19 protein-coding genes and 2 pseudogenes are annotated in these 22404 nt (G+C 43.6%); 1 reads left to right on the top strand and 20 read right to left on the bottom strand.

All coding sequences use genetic code 11. The features are described 5' to 3' along the window. The 19 genes and pseudogenes from AXF17_RS09460 to AXF17_RS03715 all read right to left on the bottom strand — a co-directional run. Positions 1-212, bottom strand: a pseudogene (locus AXF17_RS09460) (metallophosphoesterase); the annotation flags it as partial. A 2-nt stretch (positions 213-214) separates the two neighbouring features. Continuing rightward, a complete protein-coding gene (locus AXF17_RS03800) occupies positions 215-1210 on the bottom strand; it encodes a DNA recombination protein RmuC (RefSeq protein WP_237049080.1) in 996 nt (331 codons plus the stop codon). 108 nt (positions 1211-1318) lie between these two features. Further along, complete coding sequence (locus AXF17_RS03795) at positions 1319-1870, bottom strand: regulatory protein RecX (protein WP_094233877.1); 552 nt, start codon at positions 1868-1870, stop codon at positions 1319-1321. 81 nt (positions 1871-1951) lie between these two features. Next, the gene (locus AXF17_RS03790) at positions 1952-2614 is read right to left on the bottom strand and encodes a 4'-phosphopantetheinyl transferase family protein (RefSeq protein ID WP_094233876.1); all 663 of its coding nucleotides are present in this window, start codon (positions 2612-2614) and stop codon (positions 1952-1954) included. Positions 2615-2624: 10 nt separating this feature from the next. Then, positions 2625-3797 carry a S41 family peptidase gene (locus tag AXF17_RS03785; protein WP_094233875.1) on the bottom strand — a complete coding sequence of 391 codons (1173 nt, stop codon included), beginning with the start codon at positions 3795-3797 and terminating at the stop codon, positions 2625-2627. After that, positions 3760-5382, bottom strand: a complete 1623-nt coding sequence (recJ, locus tag AXF17_RS03780) for a single-stranded-DNA-specific exonuclease RecJ (RefSeq protein ID WP_207651582.1) — start codon at positions 5380-5382, stop codon at positions 3760-3762. Before recJ ends, AXF17_RS03785 begins: the two co-directional genes overlap by 38 nt. A gap of 33 nt (positions 5383-5415) precedes the next feature. After that, complete coding sequence (locus AXF17_RS03775; RefSeq protein ID WP_094233873.1) at positions 5416-6588, bottom strand: murein hydrolase activator EnvC family protein; 1173 nt, start codon at positions 6586-6588, stop codon at positions 5416-5418. Positions 6589-6599: 11 nt separating this feature from the next. Further along, positions 6600-7493 carry a permease-like cell division protein FtsX gene (ftsX, locus tag AXF17_RS03770; RefSeq protein WP_094233872.1) on the bottom strand — a complete coding sequence of 298 codons (894 nt, stop codon included), beginning with the start codon at positions 7491-7493 and terminating at the stop codon, positions 6600-6602. Further along, positions 7483-8211, bottom strand: coding sequence for a cell division ATP-binding protein FtsE (gene ftsE / locus AXF17_RS03765; RefSeq protein ID WP_094233871.1), 729 nt, complete (start codon positions 8209-8211; stop codon positions 7483-7485). Before ftsE ends, ftsX begins: the two co-directional genes overlap by 11 nt. A gap of 211 nt (positions 8212-8422) precedes the next feature. Next, complete coding sequence (locus tag AXF17_RS03760) at positions 8423-9142, bottom strand: amino acid ABC transporter ATP-binding protein (RefSeq protein WP_094233870.1); 720 nt, start codon at positions 9140-9142, stop codon at positions 8423-8425. Next, complete coding sequence (locus AXF17_RS03755; RefSeq protein WP_094233869.1) at positions 9142-9858, bottom strand: amino acid ABC transporter permease; 717 nt, start codon at positions 9856-9858, stop codon at positions 9142-9144. The genes AXF17_RS03760 and AXF17_RS03755 overlap by 1 nt, the downstream gene beginning before the upstream one ends. Positions 9859-10063: 205 nt before the next feature. Beyond that, positions 10064-10423: a hypothetical protein gene (locus AXF17_RS03750; RefSeq protein WP_094233868.1), complete on the bottom strand. Its 360-nt coding sequence runs from the start codon at positions 10421-10423 to the stop codon at positions 10064-10066. 167 nt (positions 10424-10590) lie between these two features. Then, a complete protein-coding gene (locus AXF17_RS03745) occupies positions 10591-10947 on the bottom strand; it encodes a hypothetical protein (RefSeq protein WP_094233867.1) in 357 nt (118 codons plus the stop codon). Between the two features lie 116 nt (positions 10948-11063). Further along, positions 11064-12422 carry a peptide MFS transporter gene (locus AXF17_RS03740; RefSeq protein ID WP_094233866.1) on the bottom strand — a complete coding sequence of 453 codons (1359 nt, stop codon included), beginning with the start codon at positions 12420-12422 and terminating at the stop codon, positions 11064-11066. A gap of 328 nt (positions 12423-12750) precedes the next feature. Continuing rightward, the gene (locus AXF17_RS03735; RefSeq protein ID WP_094233865.1) at positions 12751-13683 is read right to left on the bottom strand and encodes a transketolase family protein; all 933 of its coding nucleotides are present in this window, start codon (positions 13681-13683) and stop codon (positions 12751-12753) included. Next, positions 13683-14513 (bottom strand): transketolase, encoded by an 831-nt coding sequence (locus tag AXF17_RS03730; RefSeq protein WP_094233864.1) that lies wholly within the window; start codon positions 14511-14513, stop codon positions 13683-13685. The genes AXF17_RS03735 and AXF17_RS03730 overlap by 1 nt, the downstream gene beginning before the upstream one ends. A gap of 163 nt (positions 14514-14676) precedes the next feature. Further along, positions 14677-16071, bottom strand: a complete 1395-nt coding sequence (mgtE, locus tag AXF17_RS03725; protein ID WP_094233863.1) for a magnesium transporter — start codon at positions 16069-16071, stop codon at positions 14677-14679. Between the two features lie 74 nt (positions 16072-16145). Next, positions 16146-18107 carry an NAD-dependent DNA ligase LigA gene (gene ligA, locus AXF17_RS03720; RefSeq protein WP_094233862.1) on the bottom strand — a complete coding sequence of 654 codons (1962 nt, stop codon included), beginning with the start codon at positions 18105-18107 and terminating at the stop codon, positions 16146-16148. Between the two features lie 84 nt (positions 18108-18191). Beyond that, on the bottom strand, positions 18192-20519 hold the full coding sequence (locus AXF17_RS03715) for an ATP-dependent helicase (protein ID WP_094233861.1): 2328 nt from the start codon (positions 20517-20519) through the stop codon (positions 18192-18194). A 243-nt stretch (positions 20520-20762) separates the two neighbouring features. Between AXF17_RS03715 and gdhA the strand changes: the two genes are divergently transcribed. Further along, a complete protein-coding gene (gene gdhA / locus AXF17_RS03710) occupies positions 20763-22109 on the top strand; it encodes an NADP-specific glutamate dehydrogenase (protein ID WP_094233860.1) in 1347 nt (448 codons plus the stop codon). 153 nt (positions 22110-22262) lie between these two features. On the opposite strand, the pseudogene AXF17_RS03705 reads toward gdhA, so the two are convergent. Then, positions 22263-22404: pseudogene (locus AXF17_RS03705) on the bottom strand (IS200/IS605 family transposase); the annotation flags it as partial.

The raw sequence follows: 22404 nt of genomic DNA, 5'->3' as shown, positions 1-22404 counted from the left end.
ATCCAGTCCAGGTCAGCCATAGCCTCATCAAGCTTAAGCCCCCACGAAATATCTCCTGCAATTATTACAACGTCATCGTCCGTAACCAGTTCGGTCCAAGCAGCCTTAACTCGTTCTGCATGGTCTCCCCAGCCAGCTCCAAAGACGTCCATCGGCTTATCTATTCTCTCATCAAAGGAAAGATGAAGATCCGCAATGGCGTATATTTTCATACTTATTCCTCTTCGCCTTCAATATTATTAACTTTCTGCAGCGCCCTCTTCATCTGACGCATGCGCACGCCTGTCAGCTCATCGATATCATCACTAGCTTGCTTTAAGTGTCCTTGCGTTTTGGCTAGAACCACTTCAAATCTCTCAAATTCCTTCTGCACAACGTGAAGTAGCTCCCACACTTCGCTACTCTTCTTCTCTATCGCTAAAGTGCTAAAGCCCATCTGAAGGCTGTTAAGAAGTGCTGCCATCGTGGTCGGTCCGGCAATAGTTACCTTGTACTTTCTCTGTAATGGTTCGATGAGGCCGGCATTAATCGCTTCAGAATACAGTCCTTCGAACGGCAAGAAGAGTATTGCAAAATCCGTTGTAACCGGTGGATTGATATACTTCGAGTTGATATCTTTAGCTTCACTCTCAATTCTATTCATGAGTTTCTTCTTAGCCTCAGCAATCGACTCTTTCTCACCTAGATCATATGCCTCAAGTAGTGTGTTATAAGCATCGCCAGGAAACTTCGCATCGATAGGAAGAAACACGTCGTGTTCATCAGTTCCAGGAAGTCTAATCGCAAACTCGACATTCTCCCTGCTGTTCTCCTTAAGCCTCGCATTCTTAACGTAGTGGCTAGGTGGAAGCATCTGATCCAGAATAGAGCCCAGCTGCACTTCGCCGAGTATGCCGCGAGTCTTTACGTTAGATAGTATCTTTCTGAGGTCACCAACTCCCTGTGCGACGGACTGCATCTCTCCGAGACCTCTATATACTTGGTCTAGTCTTTCGTTAACTAGACCAAAAGACTTTGTAAGCCTTGTATCCAAAGTCGTCTGCAGTTTCTCATCCACTGTATGGCGTATGTTCTCAATCTGCGTGTTATTCTCCGCACGAAGCCTCGCCATGCTGTCATTGAGCTCCTTGAGTCTCAAATCCTGATGCTCGGACATCGTCATCTGACTCTTGGCAATAGCATCGCCGTACGCCTTAAAATACGTGTCCATTCGTTCCTCATTGCCCTTCGTGCGCATCAGAACGAAGATGCTCATGAGCATCGATCCCAGACACATAATTAATAACAATATCATAATAATATTCATATATTTATTGTTTTACCTTTTCGTTTTAACCTTCCAGCTACGCATCTCCGAAATCACCTTATATATAACCTCGCTGGTATATCCCCTATTTTCAAGTTTTCTAGCCACCGATGCTATCTTATGTTCATCCAGATACTCCGCTTCTTCGTCAGCTGAAGCATCAAGCAGAACGCTTATTACTGATTCCCCATACCCATTCGTTACGTCTGAACCATATATAATCTGCATTGCTATTCGCCTAGCATTTGCAAGCTCGTCTATGCCCGCTTCGTACTTATAATCTTCTAAGGCATTATCAGCAGTAAGAGTATCGATACCCTTCTGTTCGAGTTCACGCTTCGCTCTCATACCGCCCCTCAACTTCTCGAAGGAATTCCTGTAGAAAGCAAGCGCATACTCATAGTCATCTATGTAGTGGTGAGCTTTAAGGTCATCAATTGCGCCCTCAATCTCGGAGTCCTCATATTCCTTCGCCTTAAGGTGCTGACGCATTTCCTGTTCAGTTCTCATACGGTGCGACAGGTATCTCATAGCCTCGTCACCGACACCACGTTTCTTGCCCATATCCTTATATACTCCTATCGGTATATTTTACATACTGCGCCTTACTGCGGCACGCCTTCGCCATGAATATATTATCCATGGCTATATATCAATTCTAGCTAACTGCAGATCCTTAGTTCCTCCAAATACAGAGTCATCCCTTACTGCAACTGCTGCGTGTGGAAGCCTCTCTCTCTTGTGCTGACCATCACTCAAGGTAGTATCCGCATTATCAACACTATCAATCTCAATGTCTAGCGAAATATCATAAATACGCCACAGAGAGCCTCCATATACAGCGCTTTCCCCCATTGTGCCCGGAGCATCGTAGAAAACAGAACTTCCGACAGCTTTTATAAGCGCCTCTCTCCTAGACCATATACGAAAGAACTCATCTATTCCTAGTTTATTTACACTCTCCTGTTCATCTTCCTGATAGAACTTTGTAGCAATCTTCTCGAGCTTTGCTTTTCTATTATACTGTATATCGAGTCCGCATGGTGTATCTGAAAAAATGATTGCCCAAGTATTCTCGCTATGAGAGATCGAATAGTCTGGAACACCAGTAATACTAGGCTTTCCATTTTTAGTTAGCTCTATATTATCAGATATATACCCTCGGAGCTCCTCATCTGTAAGTACAGCTATTTCAGGGGCAACATCTAGGTTGTTACCACTCTCGACAAGCTTTCTAATACTCCTTGCAAGCAGTTCTCTACTATTCGAGGAATCCCTCTCGTATTCATTTGTATAGAATAAATACATAGGGAGCCTCCTACTTGCTCTCAAATAATTTCATAGCTTCTTTCATCGCCGCCTCACCGGATGCAGCCTCCACATTAGGCATTACACCTTTTTCATTTATCTTTTTTCCATTCGGATCAATATACTCGGCAGTAGTCAGTTTCACCACGGAACCATCCTTGATTTTAAATACCGTCTGAATTACGCCTTTCCCATACGTCTTGGCTCCGATTATTTTCACGCCATTTGTCTTTAATACAGCCGCAAATATCTCTGCCGCACTAGCTGTATCTTGGTCTACAAGAACTATGAGCTTTACGTCAGCTGACTTCTCGTCGGAAGTGTATGTCTTAGTCTTGTTCTTGGAAACTATTTTTCCGAGTTTCGCTTTCTTTAAAACTTTATCCGCTGATCCAAAAGCTTCTTCGACCACACCACCGGTATTTCCACGAACATCGATGATTATTTTGTTACAATCCTTTACTTTGAGCGCTTCCACTGCATTCTTAAACGACTTAGCCGTGCCTTTTCTAAAGGTGTTGATCCGGATATAGCCGATATTTTTAGATGAATCCTTCACCTCATATGCCACTCCATCGTCTTCAACTTTAGAGCGTGTCAGCTTATACTTCTTAATCACCCCCCCGCGGGAGATGGTAAATTCCACGTCATTTTCTTCATGATCATTCATGAGTTTCGCTGCATCATCTAGGCTCTTAACGTTTTTACCGTCAATTTTGAGCAGTACATCTCCTGCTGTTATCCCTAAACGCTCAGCATCGCTGCCCGAGAGCACCCTATTCACCACGATTTTATCATTTTCATCTAGCTTAAGAGCCACGCCAACACCAGAATACGACGTTAAATATCTGCGCTCAAAAGCTTCGTACTCCTTCTCCGTCATATATTCTGCATATTTGTCGTCTACAGTTTTGAGGATCCCACTTGCGATGGCTTTGTCTATGTCATCATCATCCTGCTTGTAATACGATTTGTTGCTTATAATCTTCTGCATCTCGTAGTACTTTCCAAACTCATCATTAATAGCTTCATACTGGTCGAGCCTATACCGAGATATCAGCCTGCCATCAAGCACCACATGCATAATGACAACAGCACAAATCACCGCAGATCCAAAACCTGCGGCAAATGCGAGTATTGATGTTCTATGCCTCTTCAACATCGAGGACTCTGATTTGAACATTCTCCCTGTCCTTCCACCTATTTATATCCATAGTTCCATATACAGTTAGCGGTTTATTGCCAGTGATGCGTTCATAGACATCCATCGCCTTATTGAACAGTATGCATTGCACGGCACTTCCTCTCTGCATCACAGAAAATCTCGCATGCTTATTATCCGATAAGAACTTCCAATCTAATACTTGAGCATTCTTGAACTTAAATACCGGTTCTGGATTTCCTGCCCCAAATGGCGCAAATAACTCGAGCGCCTTCGCAAGCTCTATGCTTACATCCGGAACAAATATATCTAAATCAGCATCGATTGTCCTGTCAAATAGCGATTCGTTATCCGCAAGTAGTCCCTCCACATCTTCATTTAACGCAGCCCTAAGCTTGTCAAGTTTCTCCTCCTTCATCGTAAAACCGCATGCGGCCTTGTGTCCACCGAATTTAACAAAGAAATCTGAATGACGATTCAAGAGTGCATAGAGGTCAACGCCTTCAATGGAACGACCAGTTCCCTTTAACTGCCCATCATTAGGAGAAACTATGACAACCGGCCTATTGTATCGCTCCTTGAGGTTTCCTGCCACTATACCGAGTATGCCCTCATGTGCATGTTCAGCCTCAATCATAATGAAGTCGCCCTTTTTTAGCTCACTGTCAGCAAGGCTTATACAGTTTTCATAAGCCTCCCGTTGTAGCTCTCTACGCTTAGCATTAGTCTCCATAAGTTTAGTGCACAGGCTTTCAATTTCGTCGTCATCTTCGGATAGCAGAACCCTAACTCCTAGAGATGCATCTCCTAGTCTACCTGCAGCATTAATCCTAGGAACTAGCGAAAAAGCAACATTCGTAGAAGTAATATTGTTATAATCTACACCTGATAGCTCCGTGAGCCTTCTTAGCCCCTTATTCTTAAAGCCGAGTCTCATGAGTCTTAATCCGTATTTTACTAGCGAGCGATTCTCATCTATGAGTGGCATCACATCGCCGATAGTTCCGACTGCAACGAGCTCGAGAACTTCGGTGATGAGACTACGAGGTATTTCGCAGTTGCGACTTAGTGCAAGTGCAAGTTTATATGCCACCCCGACTCCAGCGAGCCCTTTGAATGGATATGTGTCGCCAGGAGCCTTTGGATTAATAACGATTCCTGGCGCAACTACATCTTTAATAGTATGGTGATCTGTCACAATAGTCTCGATACCGAGGCTATTTGCATATGCGACTTCTTCCGCCGATACAGAGCCGCAGTCAACCGTGACGATAACTTCTCCTTCATCCTGGTATATCTGATCTATAGCAGACTTGTTCAGTCCATACCCTTCATCAAGTCTAGAGGGTATATAATACGCAACATTTTCTGTTAGAGAACCAATAACCTTCATAAGTAGAGCGGTTGAAGTTACACCGTCGCAGTCGTAGTCACCATATATAACGATTTTGGATCCACTGTATATAGCATCTAACAACAAATCCACCCCCGCATGCATATTTGCTAGCAGGAATGGATCATATGCGAGCTTAGGATTTGGAGAGAGGAACTCTACGAGTTCCGCTTCTCCATCAATCCCTCTTATTCTTAATAGTTCGTTTAGCACCGGGGTGCTCTTAAAAATATCTGTATTCATACTCTAGAATAAACTCATTGGGTTAATATACTTTCCGTTCTTAATCAAACTGAAATGTAGGTGAGGACCTGTCGACCAACCCGTACTTCCGATATATCCAACGACCTGTCCTTTAGTTACGTACTGTCCATTTGATACTGCATATCCACTCATATGTCCATATAGCGTAGTATATCCGTTACCGATATAGATCATAACGCAGTTTCCATACCCACCATACCATGAAGCTCTAACAACCTGTCCGTTAGCTATAGCTCTTATAGGTGTACCGGTTCTGAGTCCAGAAACGTCTACTCCGTCATGATACTTCTTGGTCTTGAATATAGGGTGAACTCTCCATCCGAAAGGCGAAGTTATAGTTCCACCACTTACCGGCCACTGGTATCCACTGGAAGTAGTCGGCGTGCTTGGACGACTTGTCGAACTAGAACTGCTTGAGCTGGAACTGCTTGAGCTGGAACTGCTGGAACTGGAACTGCTCGAAGATGGTTGGCTCGCAGACTGTGCTGCCTGCTGATTTCTTAGTTTCTCTTCCGCCGCCGCCTGTGCTGCTGCTGCTTCTGCTGCTAGCTTGTCTCCTTCAGCGTTAAGCTGGTCCTGCTGCTTAGCATATTGATCAGCAAGCCCCTTATACTTTTCACGAGTTGCCTCGACTTCTTTCTTATTCTGTTCGAGAACCTTCTCCTGCTTAATCTGTTGTTGCTGAAGTTCTTCAATTTCTTTATAGTCTTTCTGCAGTGAACTGAGCAGTTTTTTGTCACTAGAAAGCACTCTTTGGACCATACTTACGTTAGTGATAAGCTCACTGACATTACTTGAATTTAAGATAACGTTGATAAATCCGGCAGTACCGGTCTTATACATAGCTCTAAGTCTTGAGTTCAGAGCTTCTGTCTGCTTGCTTACTGCCTCCTTCTTAACCTCGAGTTTAGCCTGGGTTGCGTTAATTTCTGCCTGAGCAGCATTGATGTTTGCCTCCAGCTCTTCTGCCTTCTTTGTAGCCTCGCCAACCTTAGCGTTAAATTCTTCAGACTTAGCACCTGCAGCAGCTGCTTCCTTCTTCTTCTGAGATGAGCTTGTTGCATACGACGGCATCGATGTCACAAATGCAGATACCACCATAAATATGGCGAGCAGTAAAACCACTATAAACTTTGTCTTATTCACTTTAGTCATACGTCTCCTCCTTATCTATCTAAAAATCTTCTAATCGAGATGATACTTCCACATGTACCTACACCAACTCCGAGTGCAATGAATATGAGCATTACGTTAGGAATCAAGTAGCTAGTTGGAACTACTGGCACCGACAACATTCTCATGATATCAGGTCCCACAACTCCGATAAGCCTGGAATAAATCACGTACATGAGTGCCGTGGAAATTGTTGCCGACACGAACCCAAGAATAATTCCTTCAAATAGGAATGGACCTCTTACAAACCAGTCCGTCGCTCCGAGGTACTTCATGATACTGATTTCTTTGGAACGAGCAAATACAGTGAGCTTTATAGTATTTGCAACGATAATAACCGATACGATTATCAGGAATATCATCGTGATAATCGATGCTGTCTGAATGAAGTTAGTGATTCTCTGCAACTTCTCAACAGTATCCTGATAATACTTAATATCTTCAACTCCTGACACAGATGTCGTATCCTTGGAAATCTTATCTGCAACCGACTTGTCCTTAACATACACTAAGTATGAGTTAGGCAGCGGGTTGTCCGCAAGGCTATCGAGCAGATAACCATTGTCGCCCCAACGCTTCTTCATAATCTTAATGGCATCCGCCTTAGATCTGTACTCAACCTTGTCTACGCCCTTGGTGGACTTGAGCTTACTTCCGATATCGTTGTTGATAGCGTCAGTGTTGTCATCATTTAGAAAAACCTCAACGATGTTGTAATCCTGCTTGATAACATTAGCGAATAGGTCAACATTTACAAAAGATACGAAGAATAGGCCGAGAATCAGCATCATCGCTGAAATCGCGAGTACCGCCGTGATATTCATACCCTTATTACGACCAATCTGTGAAATCGACTGCTTGAGTGTGTACTTTGCTCTAGAAAACATATTGATCCACCCCCTCGTCGTAATCGTAATACTCTTCTTCGTTATAGAATCCATACTGACCCTGTTCGTCACGGACAATATGACCGTCTTCAATAGCAACTACACGCTTGTTCATCTGGTCAACAATGTCTTTAGCGTGTGTAACCATAAGTATTGTGGTCCCTCGAATGTTAATCTTATCCAGGATTTCCATAATCTCCATAGCCGTAATCGGATCGAGATTTCCAGTAGGCTCATCGGCAATAAGCACTCTTGGGTTATTGACAATCGCACGTGCAATTCCTACACGCTGCTGCTCACCAGCACTGAGTTCGTTAGGGTATCTGTCCTTCTTATCAAGAATACCAACGAGATCAAGTACGTATGGAACCTGCCTTCTAATATCTTTGCGCTTCGCATGAACTACTTCCATAGCGAAGGCGACATTCTCATATACAGTCTTCTTCTCGAGAAGTCTGAAGTCCTGAAACACCATTCCTATCTTCTGTCTCAGTTCAGGAATTTCCCTCCTGGATAGTCTTGTTATATCCTTACCTGCAACTACAATAGTACCCTTGTCCGTGCTAATCTCGTTGAGTATCAGCCTAACAAAGGTAGTTTTGCCCGCACCACTAGGCCCTACAAGGAACACGAAGTCGCCCTTCTCAATACGAACAGTCGCATTCTCTAGACCTACATTGTTGCCATAATGCTTAGTAACATTCTTAAATTCGATCATATGACCTCCTAGACACACCAAAAGATTGTAATATTATACACTAGAAACGCTGAAAAATAAACAAAAGGCACTACAAAAGCACGGCATAGAAGCCCTATACCGTGCCGAAATTTAACGGTTTTACCGTAAATCTTCACATAAAAACTAAATAGCGCAAAATATTGTTGTGCAAGCAATCATAACCACTATATATCAGCAATTTCACGCATTATTAACTCAATACCTTGGACAAGAAGTTTTTAGTCCTCTCTTCTGATGGATTTACGAGAACCTCTTCAGGAGTACCCTGTTCGACTATTACACCCTCGTCCATAAAGATAACCTTATCTGCAACTTCCTTGGCAAAACCCATCTCGTGAGTAACGACAATCATCGCCAAACCTTCCTTGGCGAGATCTTTCATTACATCGAGAACTTCTCCAACCATCTCTGGGTCTAGAGCAGATGTAGGTTCGTCAAAGAGCATGATCTCAGGATCCATAGCCAAAGCCCTTGCGATTGCAACACGCTGCTGCTGTCCACCAGATAACGAGCGCGGATATGCGTTTGCTTTGTTATCTAGTCCAACTCTCGTTAGAAGTTCTATCGCCTTTGCCTCTGCTTCTGCTTTGCTAACACCTTTTACGTTAATAGGGGCACAGGTCACATTTTCAAGCACTGTCATGTGTGGGAACAGGTTAAAGTTCTGAAATACCATGCCCATCTTAGTTCTAATTTCATTGATATTCTGGTTAGTAACAAGTTCACCGTCGATATACACCTCTCCAGAAGTCGGAACCTCGAGCAAATTGATGCATCTTAACATCGTCGATTTGCCAGAACCCGACGGTCCCACAATACAGAGAACCTCTGACTCGCTTACGGTCTGATCTATACCCTTTAACACTTCGTTATTTCCGTATGATTTATACAGCTTCTTAATCTCTATCATTATGCCGCTCCTCCCTCGAGCACTGATTTATTATTCTCTTCTTCTAATTCCTTCTTGCTACCTTTGCCACGTTCTTCCAAAGCCGAAATAAGCTTTGATAGTGGTAGTGTGAGCACTAGATATGCGAGAGCAACTCCGATATATGCCGGGAACGCCTGATAGGTCGCTGCATTGAGCAGTGTACCCTTACGCAAAATCTCAACAACTCCTACATAGCTCAGAACCGACGTCTCTTTGATAAGTGTTACAAACTCATTTCCAACCGCTGGAAGTATAATCTTAACAGCCTGCGGAATGATGACAAGTCTCATAGCCATAGCCTTGCTCATACCGAGCGACCTTGCTGCTTCCATCTGTCCCTTATCTACAGCCTGAATTCCACTACGGATTACTTCAGACATATATGCTGCACTGTTAAGTCCACATACGATTATCGCCGGAATTATAAGGTTCGCCCACTTAAAGTAGAATACATGAGACTGCATAAACTGCGGAACTCCGTAAGCGAAGATAAGCGCCTGTACAATCATCGGCGTACCTCTTACTATATCAACGTATAGCTTTGAAATCCAGCTAACAAATTTATTTCTAGATGTTCTCATGAGCGCAATCAGAAGTCCGACTACCGAACCCATGATAACTGATAATATACTTACAAATACCGTTGCTGGAATTCCCTGACATGCAACTAGAAAACCTTTGATATACGCATCCATTTCGATTCCTTACTTTCTATTTTACTCTATAACAACATAAACATGGTAACACTAATTTATCTGTAAATCAATAATTTATTGTATTTATTTTAGTATTTTAGTATATTTATGCATTAATATACTACGTTATAATATTAGTAATCGAGGTATAAAAAGTGCTCACCTCCAGCAAGGTGAGCATTATCATGTTATTCATATTATTTTATTACTTTGCTTCTACATTTTTACTCTTGAAGACTGTACAAATTATTACATATAAAACTGCCAGGATCCCAAGTGCCACAATTCCGTACATAGTTTTCGTTGCAAAGAATCCTGCCGAGACACCTAGAATAAATGCACCGTTATTGATGTATCCGCCAAACCAGTTCTTGCCATAAGAGTAGAACATAGGCTTATTAGTCTTCGCTTCCCATATAGCAAGCGCAAACCCTATTAGGGATATAAGTATTCCGATTCCGAAAGACATATCCGTAGGTATATTATTTCCACCAGTGGCAACAAGGATCAACATGATGATAAGCCCTACAACGATTAAATATCCAACTTTCTTGATAGTATCCATAGTGATAACCTCCTTAGAAGATTTGTATGCTACAAATCCATTATCTTGGATTTGTGCAAATTAATTGAAGCGCCTCTATGTATCTATATGATATCATTTTCATATCATATGTCAACTAGCGGCGCTTATTTTATCACTATCACTTTTGTATTTATTCTGTACAATCTCTATTCCCAGTCGAATATAGATATAAACACATAGAGAGTAATTTCAATTCCAAATGCACATAGTCCATATATAGCATTACTTGCAAAGAAGAAGACACTAACCCCCACAATTAGAGAGCTATTAATCATCCCGATATTAAATACCGAATTCCCAGCTCCCCAGAAAAGCGATCGATTATTCTTTATCTCCCAAAATGCTAGCGTAAAGCCGTAAATCATGAAAAATATCGCTATCACAAGCTGAAGCTTAAATGGAATATTAAAAAACGACGACCTGTTCATAACCATTCTTACGAGTAGCAGCAATACGCCCCAAGCTATCGTGCAAGCAATATTCTTCCCTCTTCTAATTTCCATATTCAGCCTACTTTCGTGTAAATCACAAGATACAAGAATAAGAAAGCGAAGAGCATATGCCCTTCGCTTTAATCATAATATATACGATTTCTTTTGTAAATCTGTATTATATACAATTATTCCTGTTCAGCCCATGCATCAAGCTTCTTGCTGAGGATCCATAGAATTACGCCGAATGCGATTACGATTCCACCGAGCAGACCGTAAGCGAAACCGAAGTTTTGAGTTAGAGTCCAAGCGTAAATCTTAGGGTAGATGAACTGCGAAATAAATACAGCTACTGGCCATGTTCCTAGAAGCTTAGCAGGTGCAAGCTTGTTGATAAATGAGTTTCCAAGTGGTGAGAATACCATCTCTCCAACCGACATCATGATACAAACAAGACCGATCCATAGTACGGAGCACTGTCCGTTATCTCCAGCAATTCTGTCAGCGAACACCATTACGAAGTAAGCTAGACCAAGAAGTCCGCATCCTAGACCAGTCTTCTTGTACATACTCATATCACCCTGAGGTCTCCTAGCAAGCTTCATCCATACGCCAGCAAGTACCGGTCCGAGAACTACGCAAACCAGAGCGTTTACAGAGTCAAACCATGATGTAGGCACCTTGAAGCTTCCAATAAACCAGTTAGCCTTGTTTAGATACTCAGCTCCGTCTCCCCAACCAAATCTGAAGTATGCTGGGAAATAAGCAAGGTACCACAACATCCAGAATACCATCGAGAACAATATAACGAGAAGTACAGCTGCAACTCTCTTCTTGTCTCCTGCAGTTAGAGGTCCTGATGCCTCATGCTCTTTAGTTTCAGCAGAAACGAACTCTCTTTGATCCTTCTTGAATGGAGACATACCAGCCTCGCCAAGCGCCTTGCCTCCTACTACGAAGAACCAAATAGCATCGATGAATAGGAAGATACCTGTAATCAAGAATATGGTTCTGTAAGTTACGTGAACGCCAAACATTCCTGTCGTTGCAAGTGGAGCAATGAATGTTGTTCCGATGAACGAACCGATATTAACGAATGTGTACTGAATTGAGAATGCAGAGTCAAGCTGTTCAGCACTGTTGAATAGCTGACCTGTAATTCCGGACAAGTTACCCTTGAAGAGACCTGTACCAACAGCTACGAATACGAACATTACGTATACGAGAGTAAGCGATGTAGCCTTCCACGCGATTACGTAACCGATACCCATCAGTATCATACCGATAAGTACACACCATCTAGGCTTAATCCAGCGGTCAGCGACATATCCACCGAACATAGGTGTGATATATGTCCAAGCTACGAATCCTGCAGAAATAGCAGTAGCCTTAACCTGACCCATTCCAAGACCGCCACTTAGTACATCTGCGGCAACCCACATTGCCAGGATGTACTTTACTGTGTAGAACGAAAGTCTTTCAAATGTATAGCCCATAGAGCATACATAGAAGCCAAACGGTCTACCTTTCTTAGCACCAGTTTCCATAAAAAACCTCCTAAAGTAATAAAATTATAATTGCAAGTAACGAATATATATTAAGTATTAATATAATACGTTTCGCCATTTGCTTTTGGATCCATTAGACTCGAATCCAAATGTTCTAAAACAATTCATACTATATCACTTATTCATCACATTGTAAATTCAGTTTGTACTAAATTCGTATTATTTTGTTATCTTTTTACTAGTTGAAAACAAAATAAATCCTCAATGGCAGTATTTGCAAACGAAAAAGCAACTCTTCTGTGAAGATTACTTCACGAAAAGGGTTGCTAATTTTTTCTAATTTCTATATTTTTTATTAATTAGGTCTTTATTTAAGCACTTCTTTAACTGCTTTTACGATATCAGCCTTTGTAAGTCCGTACTTTTCTCTGAGTTCAGCGGGCTTTCCGGATTCACCAAATGTATCTTTCTGTCCTACCATCGCCATCTTAACTGGCTGATTCTGTACCACAACCTCTGCAACAGCACTTCCGAGACCGCCGATTACCGAATGCTCTTCAGCCGTAACGATTGGGCCATTCTCTCTTGCTGCGTTTATAATTGCAGTCTCGTCGAGAGGCTTGATAGTGTGCATGTCGATTACGCGAGCATATACACCCTCATTTGCAAGCTCTGTAGCAGCTTCTAGCGCATCAGCTACCATGATTCCCGTAGCAATAATCGTTACATCGCTGCCTTCGCGAAGTGTATTTGCCTTACCTATCTTGATATCCGAATTCTCATCGTAAATCACTGGCACGCCGGATCTACCAAGTCTAACGTAAGCAGGCCCCGCTGTGTCAACCACTTCATGTAAAATCTTCTTAGCGCTTATGGCATCCGCTGGATTTACGACAACCATGCCTGGAATCTCTCTCATTAGAGCGATATCTTCGAAAGTCTGGTGGCTTGCACCATCCTCACCTACCGTAATACCAGCGTGAGTTGCGCACACCTTTACATTGGCATTAGTATAACCGATTGAATTTCTGATAATCTCGTAAGCTCTACCTGCTGCAAACATCGCAAATGTGCTCGCACACACAACGTGACCAGAAAGTGCAATTCCTGCTGCCTCAGCCATCAAATCCTGTTCAGCTATACCACAGTTTACGAATCTCTCAGGATAGGCCTTAGCAAAATTCTTAGTCTTGGTCGAACCGGAAAGGTCTGCATCCATAACGACAAGATCCTTGCGCTCTCTGCCCTTTTCCACTAGGAATTTGCCGTATGCATCTCTAGTTGCAATCTTATCAGCCATTAGTTGTCACCTCCAAGTTCTTCTATCGCAGCAGCTAGCTCTTCATCGCTTGGTGCCTTGCCATGCCAGCCAGCATTGTCTTCCATAAATGATACGCCCTTACCCTTGTGAGTATGAGCAACGATTGCGGTTGGAACTCCTTCGCACTTCTTTGCTTCCGCAAATGCTACAATTAGTTCCTCATAGTTATGACCATCTACAGTGATTACATTCCAGCCGAAGCTTTTGAATTTCTCATCTACCGGGCATACACACTTTACGTCACTTACCTTACCATCAATCTGAAGCCCGTTGAGGTCTACGATTGCAACTAGGTTATCGAGCTTTCTGTGAGCTGCCTGCATAGCAGCTTCCCACACGATACCTTCCTGAAGCTCTCCGTCACCAGCTAGCACATATACTCTACCTGGATTGCTATCAATCTTACCAGCGATAGCCATTCCTACAGCTGCTGAAAATCCCTGTCCGAGCGAGCCTGTCGACATCTCAATGCCCGGCACCTTGTGCATGTTAGGATGACCCTGGAATTTGCTTCCTACCTGTCTGAGAGTCATCATTTCACTCAATTCGTAAAAGCCTCTTTCTCCTAGTGCTGCATAGAGTGCTGGGACAGCATGGCCTTTCGACATTACAAACTTATCTCTATCTGTCTTCTTAGGATCCTTAGGATCTATATTTAGCACCTCAAAATACAGAGCTGCAAGAACATCTGCCGACGATAGAGAGCCACCTGGATGGCCTGACTTTGCATCATGAATTGCCTTTAGAGCGTTGATTCTGATTCTGCGCGCCTTTTCAGCGAGCTCAGCATAGTTGATAGTATTCACCATATCCTCCTACAATGAAATTATGAAAACAAAATTTGCCAATTATGTTGATATTGGAATAGAAATATCTTAAAACTTTATTTCTATGTTATTGCTATTATTGCTGTAGTTAAAACTGTCCTTAGTATTATTACTATTTCCGTCTATTATGCATGATCTAGCAATGCTAAATCTTTAGCACTATTCTCGCCATCGAGAAGTAAGTTCCGAGCGCTACCATGTCGGTGAGCGATGCCATCATCGGTCCAGCGATAAGTGCAGGGTCGATTCCAATCTTCTTGGCGATCATCGGAAGTATCGCACCGATGCATTTTGCAATAACTACAATTAATACCATCGAGAAGCATACCGTTAAGGCTACCATAGATCCGTTGTGGTCAAACGCCACTATTCGCATGTAATTTAGCACGCTTACACATATACCGACGATAATTCCGATACGGAATTCTTTCCATAGAACCCTCGCTATGTCTGGGAGTTCGAGATCGCCCATCGCCATACTGGTAATGATTACAGTAGATGACTGTGTTCCTGAATTACCGCCGGTACCCATCAGCATCGGCATGTATGATACGAGCGCAATTACTGCGGAAAGGGATTTCTCAAAGCTTGCAATCATGCCGCCTGTAAATACATACGACACCATGAGTACGAGTAGCCACGGTAGTCTCGCTTTGACGTGCATTAGAACGGATGTATCGAGATAGTCTTTGTCAGTATTATCGATGACACCTCCCATACGCTCCATGTCCTCTGTGTTCTCTTCTTCGATTACATCGAGGATATCGTCGAACGTGATGATTCCGACTAGCCGGTCTTCGTTATCAACTACTGGAATCGCGATGAAGCCGTACTTCTTGAACAGTTCAGATGTCTCTTCTTGGTCATCATCAACGTGTGCGAAGATGATGTCCTCTTTCATAATGTCGGAAACTTTAGTGTTCTCATCTGCTAGCACCAAACTCCTGAGGGAAACCACTCCGACCAGCTTACGGCCACCGTCTAGAACGTAGCAGGAGTAAATCGTCTCTGAATTCATTCCCACATCACGGATATGATCGAGAGCTTCACGTCTCGTCATATTCTTGCGCAGATTTATGTAATCCGGAGTCATCAGCGAACCGGCACTATACTCCTTATACATAAGAAAGGTGTTTATCTGCCTACGTTCATTCTTAGGTGTCTTGTCTAAAATCTTGTCTACAATATTAGCTGGGAGCTCTTCGAGCACGTCAATCATGTCGTCGAAGTCCAGCTCTTCGATTATGTATTTAATCTCGGGATCAGTGATGATATTGATAATTTCAACCTGATCATCAACGTCGAAGTGTGCAAATACTTCAACAGATATATCTTTTGGAAGCGTGCGAAACAGTATGACAGCACTCTGCATGTCATACTTTCTCATAACCTCTTCAAGGAGCTCCATGATATCAACTGCGTTGAACTTCAGGAGTTCATCTCTGCAGCGGAAATATTTCTTTTCCTCGAGGAGTTCAAAGATTTTTTCTCTGCTTTCTTCGAAAGCTTGTTCCTGGTCAATTAGATTTGTACTTTCCATTGGCCTCCTCCGCTTTCTAAAATTTAGTATTGTAACTATTTATTATATATCTAAACGGCGTTTACGATAACCCCCTAATATCCGAGCATCGTGCGAATTTCGTCTTCTGTTATAATTTTTACACCGAGTTCTGCAGCTGCCTTGTTCTTTGACGAGCCTGATTCAGGATTGTTTGTCACTAGGTAGCTGGTATTTTTGCTCACGCTTCCAGCTACTTTTCCACCTTGAGCTTCGATTTCCTTCTTGAGCTCGGTTCGGCTCTTGTAGTGATCTAGGCTACCTGTAATCACAAAGACCGCACCAGATAGCGCTGTTCCAACTGCTTCGTAGCTCTCATCTATATCGATTTCACTCACGAGGTCCATAACCAGAGCATGATTGTGCTCATCCGCAAAGAATTCTTCGTAGTCTCTAGCCATAACCTCGCCGATACCGTCGATCGTTATCAGCTCGTCGTAAGTTAGCGATGATATCTTATCCCACTTATTCTCGCATGATTTAGCAATCTGGGCAGCAGTAGTTACCCCCACTCCTGGAATTCCGATAGCTGTAAGTATTCTCGCCGGCACTGTGTGGCGCGCCTTTTCGATTGATGTTGCGAGCTTCTCGTAAGACTTTTCGCCAAATCCTTCTAGTTCCACTATGGCTTCTCTATGCGCCTCCAGACGGAATATGTCGCCGAAAGACTTGATGTATCCGAGCCCTATGAACTTCAGAAGAGTCTGTTCAGACAGTCCCTCTATATTGAGTGCATCTCTGGATACGAACAGTGAAAACCGTTTTACCTGCTTGGCAAGACAACTTGGATTAGCGCAAGTAAGCACCTTTGTACCTGTCATCATCTTGACCTCGGTTTCGCCATCGCAGACTGGGCAGTGGCTTGGAAGTTCGATGTTTCCGCTGCGAGTCAGATTGTCGCTAATCTGCGGAATTATCATATTGGCCTTGTACACAGTGATTGTATCTCCGATACCGAGTTTCAGAGTTTCCATTATATTGAGGTTATGAACAGAGGCTCTCTTGACTGTCGTACCCTCAAGTTCGACCGGGTCAAATATCGCTATCGGATTGAGAAGCCCAGTTCTTGACGGGCTCCACTCCATCTCTCTAAGCACAGTCTCAGCCTGCTGATCTGCCCATTTAAAAGCCAAGGAATCGCGAGGGAACTTAGCAGTCATTCCGAGCGTTGCTGCATATTCGAGATCTTCTAAGGTCAGAACTAGTCCATCAGAAGGAATCTCAAACGTATGCACTCTTTCCGCATACTTATCTATCGCCGCAAATATGCTTTCGTTATCCACCTTCACGTATTCGACAACTTCAAAGCCTTGCTCCGCCATCCACTTCATCTGGTTGGAACGAAAACCGCCATCCTCTACAGCGTCCGACTCACTTAGAGTAAATGCATAGAAGCGCACATTTCTCTCAGCTGTAATCTTGTTGTTAAGCTGACGTACGCTACCACTACAGAGGTTCCGCGGATTTTTGTACTTGGCATCAGCGTCGTCAATCGCGGCATTGATTCTCTCAAATTCCTCGTACGTAATCACGGCCTCTCCGCGAATTACAACGTGTCCTGTGTAAGGGATGTGTCTAGGCACGTTAGCAAACACGAGTGCATTAGGCGTAATAACCTCCCCGATGTCTCCATTTCCACGTGTTACAGCCTTTACGAGGCTTCCCCCTTCATATGTCAGCACAACCGTCAATCCGTCTAGCTTCCATGATAGTAGCCCCTCATGGTTTCCTAGCCAAGCAGCCAGCTCCTCGCGGCTTTTCGTCTTATCCAGACTGAGCATACGGCTTTTGTGCCTTTCCTTAGGAAGCTCCGACTGCACCGTGTAACCTACGTTCTTGGTCGGGCTATTATCAGGAGCGTACCCCGTCTCCTTCTCTAGCGCCTCCAATTCATCATATAGCGCATCGTATTCGTAATTGCTCATAATCTCGCTTGCCTCGTCGTAGTATGCGGCAGATGCTTCGTTGAGCACTTCGATGAGCTCGTCTATTCGTTTCTTCTTATCGTCAAGATTCATAATATCCCCTATATAAACTCTCTTCGTAAATTTTCTTAATAATAGTAAGAACGTTCCTGTAAAAGTCCCTTATCTCTATCGTCACTACTCGACCTTAGTCAGTTTGACGAATCCCTTGCCAAGCTTCTTGATACCGACGGAATCGAAGGCTATGGTCAGCGTCTTGGCGTCTTGATCTATAAGCAGCCCTTCGCCGAACTTAGGATGGCGAATTCTGTCTCCTGCTTCAAACCCTTCGTTGCTGATGCCTTTTGATGCCTGCTTCTTGGCGTATTTCAGTGCATCGAAAGGCTTAGAGAAGCTGGCATCGTAGCCATCCGCATTACCTTCGTATCTACCCTTGAATTCTCTAGCTCCGAGTATTCCACCATCTCCATGTAGTCCACCTGCCATAGCAGCTCTCTCGGCCACAGTCTTGTCACCATCGAGTAAATCCGTATTCATCTCACGCATGAACTCCGATTCAATCGTGAAGTCCGTCCTGCCGTAGAGCATCCTGGTCTGTGCACCTGTAAGATACAGCTTTCGCATCGCTCTGGTAATACCTACATAGCAGAGCCTACGCTCCTCCTCCATCTTGCTGGGGTCATCCATCGATGCCGAACCAGGAAATAATCCATTCTCCATACCTGGCATAAACACAACCGGAAACTCCAGTCCCTTTGAACTATGCAGTGTCATCATCACAACCGCATCTTCACTTTCGTCTCTGTTATCTATGTCTGACAGTAGAGCTATCCTCTCGAGGAAAGACTGAAGCAATGTAGGTTCTTGTACATCAAACCCCTCGGCTCTGAGTCTCTCTCGTTCCTCTTTAAATTCATCTTCTTCATCTGTCAGAGTCGCACTTGCCGCTTTATCCTCAAATTCTATGATTACCGAGCGTAGCTCGAGGATGTTCTCGATTCTAGCGTCCGCCTCAACAGTGTTTTCCTCTTCAAGCGCCGCCAGGTATTCTGAACGCCTGATAAGATTATCGTATATATCCGAAAGCTCCATGTTCTCCTGCTCAGCACCTAGTTCATCGAGCATAGAAACTAGGTTAGCAACTGCAGCTCTTGACTTCTTAGATAGCGAGCTGATAACTTCAGGCTCCTTGAGCGCCTCAAATATACTTATCTTATATGCTTTAGCATAAGAAACTATTCCGCCGAGACTCTTTGGCCCGAGGCCTCTCTTCGGTTCATTGATAATTCTCGTCATAGCGACATCATCGCGCGGATTCTCCACTAGATGCATGTAGGCCATCACATCCTTGATTTCCTTGCGATCATAGAACCTCGTTCCTCCGAGAACCCTATACGGCATGCCCCTAAATGAAAATTTTTCTTCGAAAGGTCTCGACTGTGCATTCTTACGATAAAGGATAGCCATATCACTATACGGAATCCCCTCGTTATCATGTAAACGCTGAATTTCTCCGCCCACATACCACGCTTCACGCTGCTCATCCTCGAGTCTGCGGTAAGTTATCTTGCTGCCTTTCTTCCGGTCAGTCCACAGCGCCTTTGGCTTGCGGTTCCTGTTGTTGGCAATTACAGAGTTCGCTAGATCTAAGATATTAGCATCGGATCTGTAATTCTGCTCCATCTTGATGACCTTGGTCTCAGGAAAATCATTCTCAAAATCGAGTATATTCCTGATGTCAGCACCTCGCCACTGATATATGCACTGGTCATCATCACCTACCACACACAAGTTATGATTTTTACCAGCTAATGCATGTACCAACTTGTACTGCAAGTAGTTCGTATCCTGATACTCATCTACCATTATGTACTGGAATCTCCTCTGATAATACGATAGTACCTCTTCACTCGCTTCAAACACCTTCATAGCATTCCAGAGCAAATCATCAAAATCCATAGCGTTGTTCTGCTGCAAATCTTCCATATATCTCGCATACACTTTCGCAACAGTCTCCGCCTTGAAGTTAATCGAGTTATTTTCAATATAATCCTCGGGATCTTCCTCAGCTTCCTTGCACGAACTGATTACACTCGCAAGGTATGACACAGGATATATCTTTTCATCAATTTCGAGTTCTTTGACAATTCTCTTGAGAAGTGCCTTCTTGTCCGACTCGTCGTATATTGAAAATCCATTGTTAAATCCTAGTACATCACCGTGATTTCTGAGTATGCGAACACACATGGCATGAAAAGTCATAACCCACATACCTCGCGTTCCTCCGGTCAATGCCTCGATTCTATCTTTCATCTCACCGGCAGCTTTATTAGTAAATGTAACAGCTAAGATGCTGTACGGGCTCACTCCCTGCTCCAGCATATACGCTATACGGTGTGTCATCATAGTAGTCTTGCCACTGCCAGCACCTGCCAATATCAGCAGTGGGCCTTCCGTGTGTTTCACCGCTTCTTGCTGCTCTTTGTTAAGTCTGCTCAGATCCATTTCTCTCAACTTTCTTCTATAAAATGTTAGCATTTAATTTTATCATAGAGCCCTATATTTATCTAACATTAAAAAACTGTCAATATATTTAATATCTGCCGCATCTTCTATGCTGAGTAACCACTTTATGCATTTTGTATACACGTTGACAGCGTATTATCAGAGTGCTAAAATTCAAATAAGCGGTGCAGTCGCACCCGAATTTATACATTTTTATATTGTATTTTTTGTAAGGAGTTTAAAATGGCTAATATTTCACAAAAGTACATCGACATCGCTAAGCAGAACTATCCAAACGAGCCTGAGTTTCTTCAGACCGTAGAAGAAGTTCTACTATCAATCGAGCCAGTTCTCGAAGCTCACCCTGAGTACGAGAAGGCAGGTCTTGTAAAGAGACTTATCGAGCCTGAAAGAATGATTTCGTTCAGAGTTCCTTGGGTTGATGATAACGGCGAGGTTCAGGTTAACAGAGGATACAGAGTGCAGTTCAACAGCGCTCTCGGACCATACAAGGGCGGTCTAAGATTCCAGGCTAACGTTTACCCAGGAATCCTTAAGTTCCTCGGTTTCGAGCAGATCTTCAAGAATTCCCTAACAGGTCTTCCAATCGGAGGCGGTAAGGGTGGTTCTGACTTCGATCCAGCTGGAAAGTCGGATGCAGAAGTTATGAGATTCTGCCAGAGCTTCATCACAGAGCTCTACAGACACATCGGACCTAACACTGACGTTCCTGCAGGAGACATGGGTGTAGGCGGAAGAGAAATCGGTTACATGATGGGTCAGTACAAGAGAATCACTAACGAATACGACGGAACATGGACTGGTAAGGGAACTACAAACGGCGGACTAAACGGAAGAACTGAAGCTACCGGTTTTGGTATCGTATTCTTCGCTAGAGAGGTCCTCAAGCACTTCGGTGATTCCCTAGAAGGAAAGACTGCAGTTGTTTCCGGATTCGGTAACGTATCTTGGGGAACAATCACTAAGCTAGTTGAGCTAGGCGCTAAGCCAATCACAATTTCTGGACCAGACGGATACATCCTCGACGAGGAAGGAATCACAACACCAGAGAAGATCAACACGCTTCTTGAACTACGTAACTCCGGCAAGAACGTTTGCGCACCTTACGTAGAGAAGTTCCCTAACGCTAAGTTCATCCCAGGAAAGAGACCTTGGGAAGTTAAGGCTGATTTATACCTACCTTGCGCTATGCAGAACGACATCACCATGGATTGGGCTAAGGAAATGGTTGCTAACGGAGCTAGATACCTCATCGAGGGAGCTAACATGCCTACAACTAACGAGGCTGTTCAGTACCTCATGGACAATGGCTGCGTAGTTGCTCCTTCCAAGGCTGCTAACGCTGGTGGAGTTGCTTGCTCTTGCCTCGAGATGGCACAGAACGCTGAGCACCTCATCTGGAACAAGGAGAGAGTATACGCTGAGCTAGAGCACATCATGGTTCACATCTTCAAGATCACAGAGGAAGCTTGTGCTAAGTACAACCTCGGTGAGAACCTCGTAGCTGGTGCTAACATCGCTGGATTCGAGAGAGTTGCAGAAGCAATGATGATGCAGGGTATTGTATAAGCCCTCGCTCGGGAGATATAACACCAAACAATCATGACCACCGGCTGAGCCGGTGGTTTGTTTTGGCCCTATAAGGGCCTTTTACCTGCTGCATCTTAAGATGCGTTGAAAAGATTCGCCAACCGCACGTACTTTCCTACAAGTCCTAAAGGACTATTTCATCTTCTCTCCTGTGAATGGATCAATATACTCCTTCAACGTCATTTGATCATCTACTATGTCACCTTGAAGTTGTGTACGTATGTATTCAGCTATTTTCTTTTCGTTTTTACCTACTGTATCAACATAGTACCCT

Origin of the sequence: Mogibacterium pumilum (genome assembly GCF_002243385.1) — a bacterium.
GTDB classification, from domain to species: domain Bacteria; phylum Bacillota; class Clostridia; order Peptostreptococcales; family Anaerovoracaceae; genus Mogibacterium; species Mogibacterium pumilum.
The sequence above is the reverse complement of the archived record's forward strand: the minus strand, read 5'-3'. Positions and strand labels throughout refer to the sequence as shown.